Source organism: Sinomonas terricola, assembly GCF_034931225.1.
In the GTDB taxonomy this organism is placed as follows: domain Bacteria; phylum Actinomycetota; class Actinomycetes; order Actinomycetales; family Micrococcaceae; genus Sinomonas; species Sinomonas terricola.
On sequence record NZ_JAYGGQ010000007.1, the window covers coordinates 134,798 to 152,191 of the forward strand.

The 17,394-nt window shown below is 66.7% G+C and carries 11 protein-coding genes; 5 read left to right on the plus strand and 6 right to left on the minus strand.

The features are described from left to right. Positions 1–40 precede the first annotated feature (40 nt). Together SPF06_RS11000 and SPF06_RS11005 are read right to left on the minus strand one after the other, a co-directional pair. The gene (locus tag SPF06_RS11000) at positions 41–445 is read right to left on the minus strand and encodes a glycoside hydrolase family protein (protein WP_323279102.1); all 405 of its coding nucleotides are present in this window, start codon (positions 443–445) and stop codon (positions 41–43) included. 238 nt (positions 446–683) lie between these two features. After that, positions 684–992, minus strand: a complete 309-nt coding sequence (locus SPF06_RS11005; protein WP_323279103.1) for a glycoside hydrolase family protein — start codon at positions 990–992, stop codon at positions 684–686. A 157-nt stretch (positions 993–1,149) separates the two neighbouring features. Between SPF06_RS11005 and SPF06_RS11010 the strand changes: the two genes are divergently transcribed. After that, positions 1,150–1,395, plus strand: coding sequence for a LacI family DNA-binding transcriptional regulator (locus SPF06_RS11010; protein ID WP_323279104.1), 246 nt, complete (start codon positions 1,150–1,152; stop codon positions 1,393–1,395). A 1,333-nt stretch (positions 1,396–2,728) separates the two neighbouring features. On the opposite strand, the gene SPF06_RS11015 is transcribed toward SPF06_RS11010, so the two are convergent. Then, positions 2,729–4,684: a hypothetical protein gene (locus tag SPF06_RS11015; protein ID WP_323279105.1), complete on the minus strand. Its 1,956-nt coding sequence runs from the start codon at positions 4,682–4,684 to the stop codon at positions 2,729–2,731. Between the two features lie 507 nt (positions 4,685–5,191). Beyond that, positions 5,192–5,476: a hypothetical protein gene (locus SPF06_RS11020; protein WP_323279106.1), complete on the minus strand. Its 285-nt coding sequence runs from the start codon at positions 5,474–5,476 to the stop codon at positions 5,192–5,194. A gap of 764 nt (positions 5,477–6,240) precedes the next feature. Here SPF06_RS11020 and SPF06_RS11025 point away from each other — a divergent pair. The 3 genes from SPF06_RS11025 (at position 6,241) to SPF06_RS11035 (ending at position 13,401) form a co-directional block, all read left to right on the plus strand. Then, positions 6,241–7,887, plus strand: a complete 1,647-nt coding sequence (locus SPF06_RS11025; protein ID WP_323279107.1) for a hypothetical protein — start codon at positions 6,241–6,243, stop codon at positions 7,885–7,887. Then, on the plus strand, positions 7,884–8,708 hold the full coding sequence (locus tag SPF06_RS11030) for a hypothetical protein (protein ID WP_323279108.1): 825 nt from the start codon (positions 7,884–7,886) through the stop codon (positions 8,706–8,708). The genes SPF06_RS11025 and SPF06_RS11030 overlap by 4 nt, the downstream gene beginning before the upstream one ends. 67 nt (positions 8,709–8,775) lie before the next feature. Then, positions 8,776–13,401 (plus strand): hypothetical protein, encoded by a 4,626-nt coding sequence (locus tag SPF06_RS11035; protein ID WP_323279109.1) that lies wholly within the window; start codon positions 8,776–8,778, stop codon positions 13,399–13,401. 337 nt (positions 13,402–13,738) lie between these two features. Here the strand turns inward: SPF06_RS11035 and istB are convergent, their stop codons facing one another. After that, entirely contained in the window at positions 13,739–14,548 is an 810-nt protein-coding gene (istB, locus tag SPF06_RS11040; protein WP_323279110.1) for an IS21-like element helper ATPase IstB, read from the minus strand. Beyond that, positions 14,545–16,119: an IS21 family transposase gene (istA, locus tag SPF06_RS11045; RefSeq protein WP_323279156.1), complete on the minus strand. Its 1,575-nt coding sequence runs from the start codon at positions 16,117–16,119 to the stop codon at positions 14,545–14,547. Before istA ends, istB begins: the two co-directional genes overlap by 4 nt. A gap of 344 nt (positions 16,120–16,463) precedes the next feature. On the opposite strand from istA, the gene SPF06_RS11050 reads away from it, so the two are divergent. Continuing rightward, positions 16,464–17,183, plus strand: a complete 720-nt coding sequence (locus tag SPF06_RS11050) for a Wadjet anti-phage system protein JetD domain-containing protein (RefSeq protein ID WP_323279111.1) — start codon at positions 16,464–16,466, stop codon at positions 17,181–17,183. The last annotated feature ends 211 nt before the right edge of the window (positions 17,184–17,394 follow it).

Below are 17,394 nucleotides of genomic sequence, written 5' to 3' on the forward strand. Positions count from 1 at the left end.
TGTTGTTCCTTGCATGGGAGTTGGGAAGAGGCGCCATGCCTCAGTAAAAGGCCCCGGTGGCCGGGTCGATGGCCCACGCGTCACGCCATTCGAGCTCCGCCGCACCGTCGCGGAGGTGCAATTGGAGCCAGACCGGCGCGGAGTGGAACAGATCGTCCTGGAACCAGCGGTCGCCGACGTAGACGAACGAGATCTGCTCCGAGCCATGGACCGGAACGACGACGGAGGTCTGCGAGTCGAACGTCGCCGATCCCGCGGGAGCGAAATCCCGCCACTCGCTCCACGGGCTGGCGAGAGAGGCCGCCGTCGCGTACCGGTTGTCGTTCGTGGACCAGCCCGTGAGTTCGGAACCGAACAGGTAGTACAGGCCCTCGTGCTTGACCACCGTTGGGGACTCATAGCCATGCAGACCGGCGAGATGGTCGCCCGGGGGCGCCAGCGTCATCGAGACGATCTCCACGATCTCGAGGCAGTCATCGGAGAGACGGTAGATGTGCAGCCCATGCTCGCGGTCCTCGCGAGGACGTAGCCGGCGTCGTCGTCCCGGAAGACCCCAATATCACGGCTCAGGTTGCCGAGGGGCCGCTCACTGCGGAGGTATGTGTACGGGCCCTCCGGGCGATCGGCCACAGCCCAGCCCAGGCGCGCGTACGAGTAGTCCGCCGACTCGACATGGAGGAACATCACATACCGTCCATCCGGCGCCTGGAGCACCTTGGGCGCTCGATGATCCGGTCCGGCCCCAGCTCGGGAATGCCCTCATCCAACGTGAGCGCGTCCCCCAGCGACGTCCAGGTCGCCAGATCCGTCGAGGCATGGCAGGCGACGCCGGTGAACAGAGGACCGCGGGACTTGTTCTCGCCCCACGCGTAGAAGCGGTCCCCGAACTGCTGGATGCCGACGCCATGGAGCTGTGCGACGCCTCCGCCGTCGTCGCGGAAGAGCTTGCCGGGGGCGATGAAGCCAGAGGGGGAGAATTCGGGTACTGGCATCTGGGACTCCTGGGAGCAGTCGAAGGAGAGGACTTCTTCTTGGGGAACTTCGAGGGACTCTGAGGGGCAGCGAGAAGGCGGCCGTCGAGAAGTGTATCGATAAACACCGTCTCTGGACAGCCCCCTGTGCCCGGACGCGGGATCTAGAGTGTGATGCATGACGGGTCCCGCATCGGGAGTGCGCGCGCCGGGTGTCCGTGAAGTCGCCGCCGCGGCCGGAGTGTCGCGCCAGACCGTGTCGCCGGTGCTGAACAACTCGCCGAGCTTCAGGCCGGAGACGCAGGAGCGCGTCCTCGCCGCGATGGAGGAGCTGCGGTTTAGTCCGAATCGCGCCGCGCGGGCCCTCACGATGTCGAGATCGCACATCATAGGAATGCTCGCGTCATCGGCGTCGTCGCTGTAAGGGCCGGCCTCGAGCAGAACAGATCTCGTTCATGCCAGCAGAGCCTGTCGCCAGTGTGCTGACCAACGCTCACAATCGGACCGCGGTCGAGCAAAGGGGCGGAAACGAACTTGCCCCGCCATCAGGCGGGGCAAGTTTCGATCTTCTCAAGTTACGTGGACATCCTGGGAACCTATTCCAAACAACGATCCCTTGAAAACACTGGGATCGAAGCCCTATCGCAGGCCCGAAAAAGGCAGAGGACGGGGCCAAAAGGACGCCCCAGCGGCCGACACCTTAGAGAATGAGAAACACCCAATCGATGCCCTTGCCGACAGAGGCGCGGTCATTGAGTGAGAACTCCTTTGGGACCGCCACTCCGCGTTGAGATGAGATGGCTAGCACCCGAGCATCTGCTGGAGGAATGAGGCTTGGTTCAGCCAGTCGGCCCCAGTGAGCTGTGGGATCTTGCTCCCGGACCACTTGTTGACCAAGGATCCGAAATCGGTCAGCCCGTCGCAGGCCTTCCTTGTATCGATGAGGTCTGGGCCAAGGCTGCGTTGACGTCGCTCATGTCAGACAGCAGCTGGGCAACGACAGACTTGTCCAGGCCCGAGTTCTGCACTGCGCCCGTCAGGCTCGCGGCGAGAGCGACGGGGACCGCCGCGTCCACGACTCAAATAGGCCCGGAGTTCACTGCGGCTGAAAAAGTCAGGTCCGGGCACGGGCAGGTGCCGTAGTTGACGAAGCCATTGATGTCGAGCCGGATGACGCTCGTGCAGTCTTCGAAGACTCGATCCCGGAAGACGACGACTATGTGGATATCTTCCACGGCTTCGAATACCGGATGAGCCTCCTCCACGAGACCACGAACGCGACCAGCTCGAGCGCCGACAGGGCGATGGATGGTGAATATGCTGGAGAGCGCTCCTGGTCCTGGGCTGACCTAAACGCGCCTCTCGCGGAGATCGCGTCCCGCGAGACCGGACAGCGGGTTCCCTTGCTGGCCGTGGATCCGTCTCCCTGGAAGAGAGGACGCCTACGACCAAACGCTGATCGATCGTCGGGCTGTGCTGGAGAACTTCAAATAACAACATGAGCTGAAAGGGCACGGCACTACGGATACACGCGCGCTTGCCCTGGCGAGGTTGAAGACCACACGCGCCTCACGCACGGCGACATACCATGGCTTCCCAGACGTGAGTCGCAGGAGACTGCGCCAGAGCGAGTCGATGTCGGCGAGTCCGATGAAGTTTACGAGCGTTCTACGCAGCGCCGCGATCACGGCGATCACCCCGCCCGTGTTCGGCCTGAATGTGCATCGCTTCGGGCACGGGGTCGGGAGTGACCGCCCTCAGGTTCTCCTCTTCGCTGCATCAAGGAGCCAGAACTCGTCGTTGATCTTGATAGTCAACGCGATTATCAGCCGCATCGCCCGGAAGTACGTCTCCTGGTGCTCGGCTTCGCCGACGCCCTTCGGCTGGAGCCCGTGCTGGTACTTGTTGCGGAGTTTGGGGCCGTTGCTGAAGTCGACCGAGTTGAGGTTGTAGTTGAAGTAGGCCGCCTCTGCGTCGGTGAGGAGCGATGACCGCCGGACTAGCCACCCGGCGGACACCATCTTGTCGACGTGCGCCTGGGAACCCCCGTTCAGATGGTGATAAGCAACGGCCTCGTTCTCACTCAGCGACTTCAGGACACGAAACAGGTCCGGGTCTTTGAGGCGGACCTGGTCGCCTTTGTTCTCAGCTATCCCGATTTCGATGAGTTTGTCCATCAGGGGCTGCTGATACTCGTGGAGCGCCTCGTAGGGCACCTTGTTCCGTTGCAGCAGGTCCATCGCGTTCTCGCCCCGAAGATCCTCGTTGATGTAGGTCAGGCGCGACTGATTGGAGAAAAGGATGTGCAGGATGGTCCGGATTTCGGTGTGGCTTGTAGCGTAGGCGTACTTGCCTTCTAACGCGCTTGGGATGGTCCGGTAGCGGACCAACTCGGCGCCCGCTGCGGCGACCTCATGGTCGATTTCATCGTCCTCGACCAGCAATCCGAACTGTGTGGCGATCGACTCCATCTCGGCGAAGAGGTTTCGGCAGCGTTCCAGATAGTTCGCCATCGGGCTGGACGGACTGAACACAAACCCGGTGATGCCGTACTCCGCAGGCAGATGCTCCTCGAAGTACCAACGGAGCACCTCTTCAAGGTCGATGTCCTTCGACGCGAGGTAGCGCTGATACATCACTGTCTGAATGAGCGTCGACCGGTCCTTGACGTCGAACACATGCCCGGTCCGGTAGTCCTTGGCGCCGTTCATGCCCATCATGTCCGCAAGCCCGCGGCGCTCGCTGTCGAACGAAGGCAGCGTGAGGAGTCCGGACTGGGGCGCGAACTCGAACAGGAACTGGAAGTTGTTCAGCACCGACGGAAAGTCCAGAGTGTCCTCCAGCCATGCCTTGCTGAAAGTGAACTCGATGACCAGGTCGTTCAACTCAGCCTTCACTGGCTCGACCTGGGTCTCGGAAACCGAAACGGTGCAGCCGGTCTTGAAGCCAGAGGTCGTCTTGAAGAGGTCTGTGACGAGGGTGTCATAGCGACGCCTCGCCTTCACGACCAACCTGGCATCGATCCCGGTCTTGTCGTCGATCGGGGCGGTGGCGATCAGTTTCAGGTAGTTCAGGTTCGGATCTGCGCTGTCGATGTAGGCAGCCATCAGGCTCCGTGAGTCGGCAGGGGTGAAGCTCGCGGGAAGATAGGTTTGCTTCTTCGCGTCGCCGTCAAGGTGGTGCCTAACCACGAGTTCCGCCCGACTGGGGGCTGCCAAGAGTCGGTCTCGCAGATCCGCGTCACACGCCTCGACGAGCCGCTTGCTCGTGAGCATGTCGCCCAAATGGACGCGAACGGTATCGAGCGCGGTCAACAGGGCGTTCGGCGAACAACGACCGAAGACTCCGAGACCGGCGAGGAGATCGAGGAGGTGCTCGTGGTACGGCCAGTCGACTTCCGTCAGCCTCTCGGACACGTTGTCATCCCGTAGGGCGTTGAACCACTCTGCAACGGTCCGCCTGATTGCCCTGGCTGATGCGACGAGCGTCGCGCGGTCGTCGTCGCTGATGTCGCGAGGGGTGAAGCCTGCCTCGACGAAGAGCCGAGCGTTGTGTAGTTCGACGATGCCGTTGGCATCGTCCGGCGGGCAGGAGGGGTCGAACCCGCGGACTACCTCCGCCGCTCGTTCCACCTGCCAGTACGTCGCGAAGTCGCCGGCGCCGTAGAAGCGGAGCCGAGGTGTGAACTGGTCGGGTGCGGTTTCAGCGTCCATGTAGATCCCTTGCGAGCGTTCAGCGTCGGTCAATGGAGGGGTAGGTCTCGGCGTGCCTTGACTAGGCGGACCGAACCAATGGGTCGCCCTTGCCAGGTCGGGTCGCGCGCCAAGTTGGCGCCGCTCTCGGAAGGAGGACGCACTAACCCCAATTTCACCTTAGGTCACTCGCCCATTCCGCGAAGAACGTCCTGGCCTCGGGGATCTCGTCAGCGGTGAGTAGGATCCGACGTCCTGGTGGACGGCGACCTGGGCGGTCAGACGGTGTACGAACTCGCCACTGAATTCGGCATCGAGCGGCGCCCGGTGAACGCGCATTTGCATCGCCGCGGCGTCCCGATGCGACGCCGTGGCCTGTCCCCTGCAGAGGAACAAGTCGTTCACGCTTCGGGATCGTGGCTGGTCGTTGGCTCGAAACGGGCCAGATTCGATGTGGATCCCGTACCGTGGGAACGCCCTCATGGCCTCGCCCCAGGCTCAGACACGAGTGACCAAGCCAAGAGTCCCTTATCTTGTCCTTGCTTTCGCCGACACGGGAGCGCCGCCCGAGAGCCTCACGAACGCGGATTCGAGCCAGGAGCACGAGCAGCTGAGCCAGCCTGCACCACCCTCGGCGATCAGACTTATGCAGATGCTCGCGGCGAGCAGGTACGGGACGGCGAGCAGCATCGCGGGCACGTCCCACTTCAAGCCGCGGCGAGTACGGATCGCCTCAAGCGCGATGTTGGTGGGCATGTAGTGGCGCAGGTAGTAACGGGTGCGGACGCTTGCGGCCAAGAGCGGTCGGAGCATGGCGCTGTCCTCTCATCGCACGGATGTTCAACGAGACGGCCTGCCCGTGAGGGCGCCATTGTGTGCAGAGGAAGCTGCATACCCCAAACGTCTGGGCGCATCGCGTGAGATATACGTGGTGCTCGCAGCCCCGATCCGCAGATCGGGTATCGCTCGCCCAGGCCGCGGACGCTGGCCCGAGCAACGAAAGGACCGCGTCAGAGCCCGCAGACTCCTTGGGCGGCGCGCTTTCCGGCCCCGGACCAAATCACAAGGTCCGACCAAGGTGCTAACAAGGGCGGATGTTTTCCCACGTCAAACAGCGATGGGACCGTCTCATCGACCGTCCCGTCGCCTGTCTTTTCGGTGGACATCCTGGGATCGTATTCCAAACGGCGGGGCCTTGAGATACCTGGGCTCTGAGACTGGATACAGAATCCCGACGACGCTGAAGCCCCGTCCGAAACTCACAGACCTTGCGTGATTAGAAACAGCCAACAAACCATGGAGGCAGGTTGGAGGAATCGCCTCTCCAATCACTCGGCGTGGATGCTACCTCATAGCAGCAATCGGACCAAGAAGATTGAGACCTTTCCGTCTACGGCAGACTGGAAGAGCCATCAGAATCTTCAGCTGAGCCTCGATCTCGCACGCTCCAATGACCCTCAGAGCGCCCATCACCGCACAAGCCATGCAGGAGCATCACCGCCGAGGAGGGCGTAAGGACAGGGCTGACGTTCATGATTCGACCCAAAATGTCCGCCCTCGTCGTTAGCCTGACGTACATGAGGCACGAACTCGAACCAAGCCATCCGCCCGTGGATGCCGCCGATGAGTTGATCTCCGACGGCGCGGCGACCTCAACAGGGTTTGCCCAGCGGGTGAAAGCGTTGGCGACTACAGCGCCGCTGCACGACCTTGATGCCCGGAAGGCTCAAGTGCAGTCAGCGGACTACACCGTGTATCAGATGGCCGAACTCGCGCTGCACGCCATCGACCTGGTAACCATCGCGATGGACTTTGATACCGGTGCCCGCCCCGAGGCCGTGCTCAGAGACCTGGCCGCCCGGGTCGCCGCCCAAGCCCCAGAGCGCGCACCCACCGAACATGAGCGTGTCGCGAGCTGGGTGCTGGAGAATCTCCTCAACGTCGGCTCCACCGACCGCGGGTTCCGCACCGTCTATGGCCTGACCGGGCCGGACGGGTACGACCGGCGCACCTTCGACTTCAAGCTGCTTGAGGAGACTCGCGGCCCCGACGGCGACCTCTACCTGCGCGCGTCAAACGAAGCCGTAAACGTCCTCGTCGGCGCACTCGAGGTTGACCTCGAGGCCGCACACATCGCCGCTGACGTCCGTCTGGATATCCTCATAAAGCGCGGCCGGCTCAGCGAAGCCCAAGCTGCGGCCCAGAACGCCCGCTACCGTACTATCCAGTACGGCGAGATGCTCCGGCAGCGTCTGGAGGCGACCAGCCGCGATGTCCGCAACGTCGACTGGTCCTTGGCCATGCCGGCGTTCATCGACGAAGCCCTCGCCCACATCGAAGGCCGGTACCGGGCCGAGAACGCCATTCTGGTCAACCTCACGGAGGTTCGCGACGTCGCCGACACTGCCGCCCGCAAGGCCCAAGCAGCTCGTCTCGTCGACGTCGTACGTGACTGCCTCCGCCGCCACGACCAGCTCCAGACCGGCCTCCAGACCGCCGGCCGCCGGTTCCGGGCCGAACAGGACCGCCAGACCTTCGCCCCAGGACCGACCCGGGCCGCCCTCGACCTACATGCCCAGCTGCTCCAACCAGCGCTGACCCGTCCCGTCGCCGAAGCCGATGTGGCCTTGCTGCGCTTCTTCAGCGCCGCCGCCGGCCTCGTCGTCCCGTACGCACTGCGCCTGGTCGACCTGTTCGAAGCACTCATCACGCCGCCGGCCGAACGCGACACCCTTGGCGACCTCATCGAAGACCCCGCAATCGATCTGGACGAGGAACCGCCCTTGTTCCCTGACTCCAGCTACGAACACCTTGAGTCCCTCCTGGACCTCGACCCCGCCGCACCACAGCGCCTGTCCGGGCTGCTGGCCGACGCACGCGTACGGCAGGCCGAGGACCCCGAGGCCGAGGACCTGCCACTGCTGGTCGTCGTCCGCGTCTTGGCCCTAGCCGCCCAGGAGATCGGTGTCGCACGCCGCCGCCACGACCCCACCGTGCTGATGGCCCTCGACGACGGGACCGCGCTCGACGATCCGGAGTTCGCCGGCGGCGACCTCCTTGTCGCCCGCGCCGAGGTCCTCCAGACCGGCTCCGCCCACCCTCCACCTGCCTCCGGCGAGGGCCACGGCGCCAGCAACGGGACCGAGACCAGCGATGCCGGGCTCACGAACGGCAAACCGGACGGCAACACGAACAGCAATAGGAACCAGGAGGGCGTGGCATGAGCCCGGCCAGCCAGATCACCCCCAGCTCCGTCGGAGCCGTCGCCGACGCCTCCCGCTTGGTGGCGTTCGCGCTGCGCCCCAAGCAGCGCCCAGCCCGCGACGAGACCTACGCCGAACTTGTCCGACGGTTCCGTGAAGACGACGGGTTCGCCGAACTCGTCAAAGCCATCTGCCTGGGGCTTGACCTCGTCATCCTCGATTCCGACGACCGGCACGGTCTCGTCGTCGCCAGCAGCGAGGACAGCGTCTTCGCAGTCCGGATGACCGACTACGCCCGGCGCACCGGCGGCGAAGGCAAGGCCGCGGAACGAGTCCTGCACGCGCTCGCGCACCTCGGCACCGCCACTCTTGCCTACCCACGCCCGGCGGACCTTTCCAATCCCGCCTATGTCGGCCGCGTCACAGTCAACGGCGTCGAGGCGTTCGTCCGCGAAGCCTGCCGCCGCCTCGGTGAGGCCGCCGCCGAGGCCGGGGACGACGTCGACCCGTCCGTCGACACCCCCGACCTGGAGGCCGCTTGGCGGGTCTACCAGCGCCGCGCCGCGACCCCCGGCTCGGTCGACGGACGTCGCGTGGCGTCCTCGACCATCGGCATGGTCGGCAAGGCCCTCACCTTCTTGGCCGACCAAGGCATGCTTGTCAAGCGCAGCGACGAGGACGGCGGCACATACGCCACCACCAGCCGGTACCGCGTCCAGGTCGCTGAAGCCGGCAGCCGGATGTTCGCGGAGCTACTCTCCCTCGGCATCACCGACATCACCGATGGCATCGGAACGCTGACCCACGTCGAGTGGACAGACGAGGCGGTGAACCGCCTGTGACCACGACACCTGCGGTGGCAGGCATCGCAACGATCCGCAATACCCCCTTCTGGAGCTGAACGCCAACATGTACGAGTTGAACCGAGCCCGCCTCGTCGGCATCGGCCCCCGCGGTGCCCGCTACTCCGACGTCACCGTTGACCTGTCCGGGCTCGGGGAGCAAGTCCCTGCACGGAACCTGTTTGACGCGCCCACTCGGCGGCCTTCGCCGTTCTCGCTGCTGCTGCTAGAGAACGGCGGTGGCAAGTCGGTCCTGCTCAAGCTGCTGTTCAGCGTGGTACTACCCGGACGCCGCAACACCGTCGGCGGCGCTTCGCTGGACAACTTCGTCCTCGACGGCGATACCGGCCACGTCGCGCTGGAGTGGATGCACGTGGCCACTGGAGAACGGCTCGTGACTGCGAAGGTGTGCCAGCGGCGCACTCACAGCGGCGACAAGTACCCGGTCGCCGAGGCCTGGTACTCTTTCCGACCCAGCGACGCCCTCGACCTCGACACGCTCCCGGTGACCTTCGATGGGCGCCGGCGCCGGCTCGACGGCTTCCGCGAGGCCGTGGCCGAGGCTGACCGGCTCGAGGCCACCACCGAGCTGTCCTGGCTCGGCGATGACCAGGGCCGGTGGCGCGGACACCTGCGCGAGCGCGGTATCGAACCGGACCTGTTCGACATCCAGCGCCGGATGAACGTCGATGAGGGCGAGGCCGCCAAGGCGTTCAAGTACTCTTCCTCCAAGGAGTTCGTCGACTGGCTACTGACCACCGTCACCGACTCGAAGGATGCCACCTCGGTTGCCGAGACATTCAGCCAGTGGGCGGTGAACCTCGCCGACCGCGAACAGATGCTGCTCGAGCGCGATTTCCTCGAGGGCGTCATCGCCGCCCTTGACCCGCTCGCGGTCGCGTATATTGCCCATCAGGAGGCGGCACGCAATGCGGCGGCCGCACGGCGTGGCGCCGAGACCCTCGCCGTTGAACTCGACCTGCGCCTGCGGTTGGAGCGGGAGAAGGTGACCCAGCTGTCCGCGGAATACGAGGCAGCACAGGCCATCGTCGGCACCCGTTCCACCGAGCGCGATGCCGCCCGTGCGCTCCTCAACGAGGTCCGCCGCCAGACGCTCCAGCTCGAGCTCGAGGAGGCTGAGGCGCAGGCGGCTTACGGCAAGGAGCGACTGGACGTTGCCGATCTGGAGCTGCACGGATGGCAGACTGTCGCCGCCGTCGAGGAACGCGACCAAGCCATCGCGACCGCAGACGGCCTGGCCGCGCAGGTCGCGGCCGCTGACGAGGACGCCGCACCCGCGCTGGCACGACGTGATGAGGCCGCTGGCCAGCTGCTGGCGAAGTACTTGGCCGAGGCCGACGCCAGCGACCGCGAGGCTGCCAACTATGACGCCCAAGCTACCGCCGCAAAGCAAGCAGCGGCCGAGGCCGACACTGCCCGCAGCCACGCGCTCGAGGCAGCCGCTGCCGCTGGCGAGCGATACCGTGCCGCGGCCGAGACGGTCGGCGCAGCGAGTGACCGACTCACCGCCGAAGCGTCTAACGGGCTGGTGCCGATGCGGACGACGCCAGGGCAGGTGCCATACCTCGTAGAGACCGCCCGAGCGGTTCATGCCGGCACCGTGACCCGCCTCGCCGAGAGCAAGGGCGAAGCCGCCGCCGCGGCGACGATGGTGAAACAAGCCGCCGTAGCGGTCAGGGAAGCCGAGAAGGAGCTCCGCACCGCAACCACAGCCGCCGACACCGCCTCCCGTGACCTGCGCACCGTCGAGGACGAGGCTGCGCGACTGGGCTGTCTCAGGGTACTCGTCGAGGCCGCCGGAGCAGAGTCGGATCCCACCGAAGGCAACGGACCGGAATCCGTTGCCGCGTTGAGCGTCTTTGAGCTTGAGGAGGCATGCGACCGGCTCCTTGCCCAGCTCGCCCGTGACATCGACGACCACACCGAGCACCTCGATGAGTTGCGGACAGCCCAGCGCGACGATGCACGGGTCGTCGAGGCTCTCGGCAACGGCGGGCTGCTCCCTCCGCGCAAAGAGGTCGAACGGGCACTGGAAGTCCTCGACGCGGCGGGCGTCGTCGCTCACGCCGGCTGGCGCTACCTGCACGAGGCGGTTCCGGCCGCACAACGCACTGAGCTGATCGCCGCACACCCCGCTCTTGCTGACGGTGTCGTGGTCATCGACCGCGCCCAGATGCCCACAGCCCGTCAGGCTCTGAGCCAGGCGCGGCTGCTTCCGGCGGCGGCGGTCGCGGTCGGGTCCGGCGCCGAGCTGCTCAGTATTGACGCCGGCGTCTCAGAGGTCGACGCAACCGCCGTCCGGCACAGGGACGAGCGCTCGGACGCGTTCGTGGTGGAGCCGACCCCCGCACTGTTCGACGAGGAGTCCGCCGCCCAGCGGCGCGAGGAGCTGCGTGAGCAGATGACCCGCCGTGGCGAACAGCTGCAGGTTGGCGTCGAGCAGTTGGCCGAGGTGAGCGCCGCACGCAACGATCTCGACCGGTGGCGGAAGGCGAACCCGCCGGGACACCTGGTCAAGCTCCGCGAGACCGCAGCAGGCGCCGTCAGCCGCGCAAGCGCCGTGCGGGAGCGTCTCGACGCTGCCGAGGGGCATCTGGAGACGAGCACGGTGGAACGCGAGCGAGCGGATTCCGAGGTCGAGCAGGTAGCAGGCGAGGAGCGGCTCGCCTCGGAACGCGCCGCGAAGCTGGAGGGTCTCGCCGACTTCGTCGAGTCCGCCACCCAGGCGCAGCAGCTCCTGCCTGAGTACGAGGCAGAGGTCCACCGGCACAACGCAGCCGCAAGCGACGCACTCGACAGCCGCGAACGCGCCCTGCAGACACACGAGGAGCACACCCGGCTGGCTGAGCAGGCACGCGGACAGGCTCGACGCCACCGTGCCGCCTGTGACGAAGTCACCTCGACGAGTGGGCAGCCCGCGGAGACGGTTCCCGAGACGTCCCTGGCCGACCTGCGGGCAGCAGCAGCCGCAGCACAGCAGATCTACCTGGCCGCCGTCGTCGACGCCGACTTGCGCCGCCGCGCCGACGAGGCCGCCGAGAAGGTCCAGTCGCTGCGCTCTGCGCTTGCCATACGCGACCCCAGCCACGTCACCGAAGCTGAACGGCTGCGCGCGACTCCAGCGGGCGCCGATCGAGCGTCGTGGAGTGTCGGCGCCGACAACGCACGTCGGGCCGTCTCGAAGCTGCAGGCCGAAGCCGAGCGTCTCGGCAAACGCGTCGGGCAGCTCGAGCATGCGGTTAAGAGTGCTTCCCCGACAGAGCCTGGTAGGCGATCGTGGACCAGCCTTGGCGAACGGTGGCAGCCCATCAGCCCCGGACACGGCCGTGACCTCCAAGTCGAAGCGCAGCAGGAGTCCCGGCAGGCGCAGCAGCGCCTTGACGAGGCGTCCGGCATCGTCAGTGAGCTCGAGCGGCAGCGGCGGGCAGCTGACGATGCCGCCCGCGGCATCAATGAGGCGCTGCTGCCGCTGTCCGCCCTCCTCGGAGGAGTTCCCGAGGGAGTCCTAGGAGGCGTTGCAATATCTCCGTACGCGGCCGACGAGATCGCGGCCCAGCAGGCTGCATCCGTCGCGGTCGACACACTGCGTGAGACCAAGGACCGGCTCGAGAGCTGCCTCAGCCACCTCGCGGACACGGCCCAGGATCTGGTAACGCACGCCAACCTCGCACGGTATGAGTCCCTGGTCACTCAGGCGCGGCGCAGCATCTTGGAGTCGAACCGGGAAATGCTCGCGGCGCGTGCCGCCGATTGGTCCGCCTCCCTCCAGACCCGACTAGCGACCCTGACCAGCGACCTCGAGAACGCTAACCGGCACCGAAAGACCATCGTCGACAGGCTTAGCGCACTGGTCGACCAGGCAGTCAAGACCCTACGACAAGCCACGAAGCTGTCCCGGCTGCCTGACGACCTTAGCGAGTGGGGGGGACGCCCGTTCCTCCGCATACGCTTCCACGAGCCCGACCAGACGACCATCAGCGTCCGCGTTGGAGAGGTCATTGACCGAGTCGCCGGTGAATACGCCTCCCGTGCTATCGGCACCCGATCCCGCAATGCCCGGCGCGACGGTATGGCGCTGTTGCTCGACGCCGTCCATGCCGCGGTACCGAAGGGGTTCACCGTCGACGTACTCAAGCCCGACTCGGTGCTGCGCGATGAACGGGTCAGCATCGAGGAGATGAACGACGTGTTCTCCGGCGGACAGGAGCTAACCGCGGCGATCGTCTTGTACTGCACGCTGGCCGCTCTCGCCGCGAACGAACGAGGCCAGATGCGGTCCAAGCACTCCGGCGTTCTCTTCCTCGACAACCCTATCGGGCGCGCGAACGCGTCCTACCTGATCGACCTGCAACAGTCCGTCGCTCGGTCTCTGGGTGTCCAACTGATCTACACGACCGGCATCTCCGATGACCGCGTGCTCGCTGCGTTCCCACTGTGGGTGCGGTTGCGCAACGACGCCGACCTGCGGGCCGGGCTCAAGCACATCCGGGTCGCCGAGGTCGTGCGACGCCAGCTGCCCGCCCCGTTCTCCGAGGCCGAACTCGCCGCCAACACGGACCAGAGCGGTGGTCAGTCCGCGCCAGGCACGGTCACCGCGACCCGTATCCACCGCCGCCCGTCCGCTCCGGGCGGCGACGTACGCGACTCCGGTCAGTCGGTGGCGGCGCAGTGACTGCCGCCGGCAGCCGCCAGGCAAGCCAGCCGGGAAACGGGGCCGCAGAGCCCCTCAGCCCGCGCGCCGTGCGGCTGGCGACTCTGCTTGAGGGCGTCTCTGGTAGGACGGTGACCCTGACGGATCTGTGGCCATTGTGGGCGGCCGCCGACCCCGCCTCTGCAGGACGTCCGGACCGACGAGCTGGGCTCGCGCAAGCCATCGAGCAGCTCGCGGCAGCCGGGCTCGTGGCTCCTGTCAAGGGACATCTTGATCTCCCTTTGGGCGGACAGGTCTGATCCCTGCTGGCGGACAGTTCATCTCCCTGTCCGCGGACGTCTGATCTCCCTGTAGGTGGTCAGGTCAAGGGGACCACCCCGCGTCCGGCTGTGGCCTCGCTCAGGCGGAGTGAGGTGCCCTCGGTGGTGATGACGTGGGCGTGGTGCAGGAGCCTGTCGACCGCTGCGGTGGCGAGGGTCTTGGGCATGATGGTGTCGAACCCGGCGGGGTGGATGTTGCTGGTGATGGCCAGGCTCCGGCGTTCGTAGGCGGCGTCGACGAGCCGGTAGAACGCCTCCGCGGCCTGCTGCCCGGACGGGAGCATGCCGATGTCGTCGACCACGATGAGCTCGGCACGGGTGATCCTGGCGATGGTCTTGCCGATCGACCCGTCCACGGCTGAGCGGGTGACCGCGGCGGTGAGGGACTCGAGTGTGTACCACGCCACGCGCATGCCGGCGTCGATGACTTGGTGGGCGAGGGCTTCGACGAAGTGGGTCTTGCCGGTGCCGGACGGGCCGGTGATCGCGAGGTTCTCGGCGCGGCCGATCCACTCCAGGGTTCCCAGCGCCGTCTGGGTCGGGACCGGGATGGAGGAATCTGCTTCGCGCCACGACGCGAACGTCTTCCCGGCTGGCAGCCCTGCCTGTTTGCGGCGCATGAGCCGGGTGGCCTCGTCACGGCCGCGGACTTCCTCGGCCAGCAGCACCCGCAGGACCTCGGCCGGGTCCCAGCGCTGTGCTCGTGCGGTGGCGAGGACCTCCGGTGCGGCGCCACGCAGATACGGCAGCCGCATGCGCTTGAGCAGGGCGGTCACCTCATCGGGCAGCGGCGGCGGGGTCGGGCCGGTGCCCACCCGGGTGTCCACGCTGCGCACGGCGGTGGTCATCGGCTCGTCTCCTTGCTCATCGTCGGGGTGATGGTGGTGAAGCCGGCCCAGCTGCTGGTGCCGGGCTGCGCCGAGTAGGCCTCGTCGGCCACAGCGGCCTCGACATCGCCGCATCCGTTGGTGGGGTCGGTGGCGTAGTAGTCGACGATCGCGGGCAGATCCGCCTCGGCGAACCGGCCGGCTGCAGCGGCCACGCCCAGGGCGTGGTCGACGCGGCTGGGTCCGACCAGGGCGGCCAGGTCCACGGCGTCGGCCATCTTCGCCCGGATGCGGACGGTTCCGACGGCCGAGGCCTCGGTAAGCCAGGTGAGCGCGCCTTCGCCGATGGCCAGGAACGCCTCTTCCTCGGCCGTGCGTGCCCGGGGCTGCGGCAGCCGCGGCGCCCCCGACGGGTCCTGCGGATGACCCGGGTAGTGCGCCAGGTCGATCCGCGGGTTCCCCGGCGTGGACGTGCGGTGCCGGGCGACCTCGACCAGGCCACGCCGGTCACCAGCCCACGCGGGCCGGATCGGGAGCCTGTCCAGGTCGGCCACGATGACGAGCTCGCTGCCGGCGACGCGGACCCACACCTCGGCGTCGACCAGCCCCTGCGGGGTGCTGTAGCGCACCGACCCGAATCGGATCGTCTGGTCCGTCGCGACGACCCGCGTCGTCCCCAGCGCCATCGTGTGCGGCACCGACGGCAGCGTGTGCAGTCTGGCGCGCTCCTCGAGCAGCGCCTGCGCCGGGATCCGGCCCGTCTCGCGGTGCCGACGGCCGTTGACCTTGGCCATGAAGTCCACGCACGCCGACTCCAGCTCCGCGAACGAGGCGTAGACGGGCAGCAGGTTCGCCTCGGTGGGCACCAGATCGGCTTTGGCGATCCTGACGCTGGACTCCGACCCACCCTTCGACTCGGGGTCGTAAGGGACGCAGGTGTGGACCTGGGTGCCGTAGTGGCGGCCCATCGTCACGATGTCCGGGTGCCGCACCGGCACCCCGGCGACATGGTCGATCGTGACCGTCTTCGGGTTGTCGGTCAGCAGATACGACGGCACCCCGCCGATCGTGCGCAGCGTCTGGTCGACACACGCCACCAGCCCCGGCAGGGTCAGATCCCACACCGGGATCACCACCCGGAACCGCGACCACGCCAGCCACGCCACGAACAGCCAAGTCGTGCGCAGCAGTCCGTCGGGGCCGGGAACCTTCGGGCCCTGGCCCCAGTCGAACTGCAGCCACAGGCCCGGCTCGGTGATCCACGGCCGATACGTTCGCCGGTGACCAGCACGCCACGCCCGCTTCACCTCGGCCACAGCCCTGCGGGTGGACCGCTCGTTGCCGCCGAAGCCGAGCCCGAGGAGCCGGGCGTGGACCACGTCGGCGCGGACCTGGCCGCGGGACTTATCCACCCACTCCTCGATCTTCGGCAAGAACGGGTCCGTGATCCGCTCCCGACGCGACGGCCCCGTCACCGGCGCCCCCGCGTCCCGCGCCGCGACATAGCGGCGCACCGTCTTCGGATCCACACCCGCCAACCGCGCCGCCGAGTGCGCACTGCCCGTGGTGTCGTACGCTTCCAGAATCTCCATGATCTCCCTGTCAGACTTCTTCACGCGCCCCTCCGATTCCGGTTCGCTCGTGCGTGGTCGAAGACCACGAGTCGAACCCCGGAGGGGCGTCTGCGACGGGACCGACACACGCCGGCACGGCCCCACGACCTCGGCTGGGGACAGGGAGATCAGCTGTCCGTCAGCAGGGAAGCCCGTGTCCGCCTACAGGGATCTTGGCGTGTCCGCTAGCAGCTCCATCGAAGAAACAGGACATCCACGCCCGGCCACACCTGCCGGCCAGGCTCACGCTGGCGTCGCCGGCGCCCTCGGAGTCTGCGGCCGCGCTCGCCCGCACCGTCGCTTGGCGCCCTGAACTTGCATGGGTGCTGCGGACCCGCCTAACCTTGGGGCAGGTCGAGCAGCTCCGCCTGATCAACAACTGGTTGCGAGACCGCGGCCGCGATGCCGACGTCGTCCCGCTGCGCGAGCGGTCACTGGAGGTTCTCGGACACGAGAAGGCGCTCGACGGCCTCCTAGCGACGAATGTGTTCGCGCCGGACCGGCTCAGCCTCACTTTGCTCCGTACGTTCCGGACCCACCCACCCCTACCCGTCGTCCGAATCGGAGACGGGCCCGTGCTGCTGGTGGTCGAAAATGACGACACTTTCCACAGCGTCTGTACTGTCCTGGCCACAGATCCGGGGGCCGTCGGCCACGTCGCCTGGGGCGCCGGAGGCGCGTTCGAGGCCTCCGTGCGGTCCGCCGGTGACCTACCCGGCGTGGAGCGGGTGCGGTACTTTGGCGACCTAGATGCCTCCGGACTGCGGATTCCGCGCAACGCCGCCGAGACCGCGGCACGAGAGAGGCTGCCGCCCGTTACCCCGGCGCTCGACCTATACCGCGCCCTGCTGGTCAGTGGCATACGTCAGGGTGGGCAATCACCTCTGGCCCCTGAGCAGACTGATGCCCTTATCGGGTGGCTTGAGGACGCAACGTTAATGCTCGACGTCGCTGGCCTGCTGCGCTGTGGCGTTCGGGTGCCGCAGGAGGCGCTCACACTCACCTCGCTGGCCAGTGACCGCTACTGGCTCGATGCGCTGTGACGGGACCAAAACTTCCGGGTCAGACAGGTGATAAGAGAGTCTCTCGACGTCCGTCGCCTGTCTCTTCTGTGGAGTTAAGGGTGTGTGTGATACCAAGCCCTAGGCAATACATGACTCGCGGGGATGGGCGACAGCTGATCGACAGGTGTCTCGGGATATAGACGACGCTTCCCGGCCTGTCTCGCGTCATCGGCGACACCCGGGCCGAGCA

What these genes read in the sequence shown, in the direction of transcription:
- SPF06_RS11000 (WP_323279102.1), bottom strand. Translation starts at nt 445, where the DNA reads ATGACGCTGGCGCCCCCGGGCGACCATCTCGCCGGTCTGCATGGCTAT.
- SPF06_RS11005 (WP_323279103.1), bottom strand. Translation starts at nt 992, where the DNA reads ATGCCAGTACCCGAATTCTCCCCCTCTGGCTTCATCGCCCCCGGCAAG.
- SPF06_RS11010 (WP_323279104.1), top strand. Translation starts at nt 1,150, where the DNA reads ATGACGGGTCCCGCATCGGGAGTGCGCGCGCCGGGTGTCCGTGAAGTC.
- SPF06_RS11015 (WP_323279105.1), bottom strand. Translation starts at nt 4,684, where the DNA reads ATGGACGCTGAAACCGCACCCGACCAGTTCACACCTCGGCTCCGCTTC.
- SPF06_RS11020 (WP_323279106.1), bottom strand. Translation starts at nt 5,476, where the DNA reads ATGCTCCGACCGCTCTTGGCCGCAAGCGTCCGCACCCGTTACTACCTG.
- SPF06_RS11025 (WP_323279107.1), top strand. Translation starts at nt 6,241, where the DNA reads ATGAGGCACGAACTCGAACCAAGCCATCCGCCCGTGGATGCCGCCGAT.
- SPF06_RS11030 (WP_323279108.1), top strand. Translation starts at nt 7,884, where the DNA reads ATGAGCCCGGCCAGCCAGATCACCCCCAGCTCCGTCGGAGCCGTCGCC.
- SPF06_RS11035 (WP_323279109.1), top strand. Translation starts at nt 8,776, where the DNA reads ATGTACGAGTTGAACCGAGCCCGCCTCGTCGGCATCGGCCCCCGCGGT.
- istB (WP_323279110.1), bottom strand. Translation starts at nt 14,548, where the DNA reads ATGACCACCGCCGTGCGCAGCGTGGACACCCGGGTGGGCACCGGCCCG.
- istA (WP_323279156.1), bottom strand. Translation starts at nt 16,119, where the DNA reads ATGGAGATTCTGGAAGCGTACGACACCACGGGCAGTGCGCACTCGGCG.